Source organism: Neopararhizobium haloflavum, from assembly GCF_002750855.1.
Classification (GTDB): domain Bacteria; phylum Pseudomonadota; class Alphaproteobacteria; order Rhizobiales; family Rhizobiaceae; genus Georhizobium; species Georhizobium haloflavum.
The window spans coordinates 1-2315 of record NZ_NWUC01000030.1; the positions used below are offsets into that span (position 1 = coordinate 1).

Consider the following 2315-nt stretch of genomic DNA (forward strand, 5'->3'; position numbering starts at 1 on the left):
AAAGAAGCGAAACCCTAAATTCCAAAAATGAAGTGTGTTGTGTTCCTGTCCTTCTTGGCCTTCTCCATGGCCCAAGACTTCCCACCACTTCCCCACCTTCCACCTGTAACTCTTCCGGAGCCACAAGAGCCATCTTTGGAGGCTTTGGTTCAAATCCTCAACCAAATCCTGGAGGTTCTCCACCTTCCAACCGTCAACCCCGAGGCCGTCACCTTCCCCGACTTTGGAATTGAAGGAGAGCGAGTGAAGAGAGATCTGTTTTCTGGAGTCACTGGCCTTCCCCCCTCTCCATTGGTTGTAATCATCGACCTCTTGAACAAGATCCTCGAAGCTCTGAATCTCCCCACCATCAACCCTGAAGCCGTCACCATCCCTTCCGATGCCGGCCGTGTCAAGAGAGATGTGTTCGAGCCAGTCACCGAAGAGCCAATCTTCACCCTGCTGATCGATGTCCTGAACCAGATCTTGGAAGCTCTGCACCTGCCCACCATCAACCCTGAGGAAGTGACCGTCCCTTCAGAAGAGAGCGGCCGTGCCAAGAGGGATGTAGCCAGTGGAATCACCCTCCCTTATGAAAACCCTCTCGCTGAATTGATTGCCAAACTTCTGGAGATCATTGCCAAATTGGAGAGCCTCGGATCCGGCTCTGGAGTCCCTGGTTTTAAAACAAGAGGCTTTATAACAACCTTCAACAAATAAAAAACATTTTAACGGTTGGATTTGGCTACACGTTCCAATTCGTCCTTCTTCTTGATGGCATAAGAGATGCTAGATCCTTTGAGTCTAGTAGCGACCTCCATAACCACCACCGTAACCTCTGTTTCCTCCATATCCACCAGATGGAGCCCCGGGACGACGTCCATAGCCTCCAGAGGAGAATCCGCCGCTTCCTTGAAGGTTCCTCAGATCGTCGGGAACAACTTGGCTGGCCTCTTCCAAGACCTTGATCAGATCTCTGGCCTTGGCCGCATCATTCATGGTGAAGAAAGTGTAAGCAGTTCCGGTGTTGTCCCTTCTTCCGGTACGGCCAATTCTGTGAACATAATCCTCCGAGTTGTTGGGGTAGTCATAGTTGATGACAAACTTGATGTCGCTCACATCAAGACCTCTGGAGGCGACATCGGTGGCCAGCAGAATGGGAGCTGAGCCAGACTTGAACTCATTCATGACCCAGTCTCTTTCTCCCTGGGACTTGTCACCGTGAATGCAAAGGGCGGGCCAGCCGTCCCTGCGCATGGCACTGGTCAATTCATCGGCCTTTCTCTTGGTCTGGACAAAGATCAGAGTTTTGTTTTGCTCTTCCTGAGCAATTCTAGTCAAAACCTCAAACAATCTCCTTGGTTTAGCATGCTCATGAATGACTTCGACATATTGAGTGATATTATGATTGGCACTCAATTCTAGAGATCCAACGTTCAAGAAGACCGGTTGGGTCTGGAAATCAGAAGCCAGAGATCGGACCTCCTTCGGCCAAGTGGCTGAGAACATCAGGGTTTGACGGTCGGGGCGGATCTGGCCAACAATCTTTCTGATCTGTGGTTCGAAACCCATGTCCAACATACGATCAGCTTCATCCAAGACGAGGAAAGTGCATCTGTTCATGTTGGTGACTCCAGTTTCTAGGAAATCGAGGAGGCGTCCAGGAGTGGCAATAACAATGTCCACACCTCTTCGCAGATCATTCTGTTGTCCGCCTTTTGGTGCTCCACCGAATAAACAAGTCGCTTCCAAGCCCATGATAGGACAGTAGACACGAGCTACTTCCTCCACTTGTTGAGCTAATTCTCTGGTAGGAAGCATCACAAGCGCTCCGGGGCCTCCTCGAGGTCCGCGACGTTCCTGTCTGAGGATGTGCATGATGGCCGGGAGAAGGAAACCAAGAGTCTTTCCACTTCCAGTTTTGGCGATCGACACAATATCACGGCCAGACATGGCAACAGGCCAAGAAATGGACTGGATAACAGTGGGGGTCTGGTAATGCTGATACAAACCCCTCTCGATTTCAGGGTTGAATCCAGCCTCATCGAAGTTGAAAACTGGACGAGGGATCGAACTCCCGGACAAGGTGACCTGGTTTTCCTCGATCCACCTTTGAAGTTCATCTGCCGATCTCTCAGTCACTCTGGGATTTTCACGATAGAAGTTCTTCTGAATCGGCGCCAATTCCTGGGTGTTGTAACTGACATCTCTCAGGTTTCCTCCAGGGAATCCACCAGATCCAAAACCTCGCGGGGCTCCTCCGTAGTTGCTGACACCGAATCCTCCACCACCCCCAGCAGCTCCTCCATAATTTCCAGGACCCGAGTAGGTATTGC

2 protein-coding genes are annotated in these 2315 nt (G+C 50.9%); one reads left to right on the plus strand and one right to left on the minus strand.

What is annotated here, in order from left to right:
• Positions 1-39 precede the first annotated feature (39 nt).
• Complete coding sequence (locus CN673_RS21815) at positions 40-699, plus strand: hypothetical protein (protein WP_157928997.1); 660 nt, start codon at positions 40-42, stop codon at positions 697-699.
• 84 nt (positions 700-783) lie between these two features.
• Here the strand turns inward: CN673_RS21815 and CN673_RS21820 are convergent.
• The coding region (locus CN673_RS21820; RefSeq protein ID WP_157928998.1) for a DEAD/DEAH box helicase at positions 784-2315 on the minus strand (1532 nt) is incomplete at its 5' end.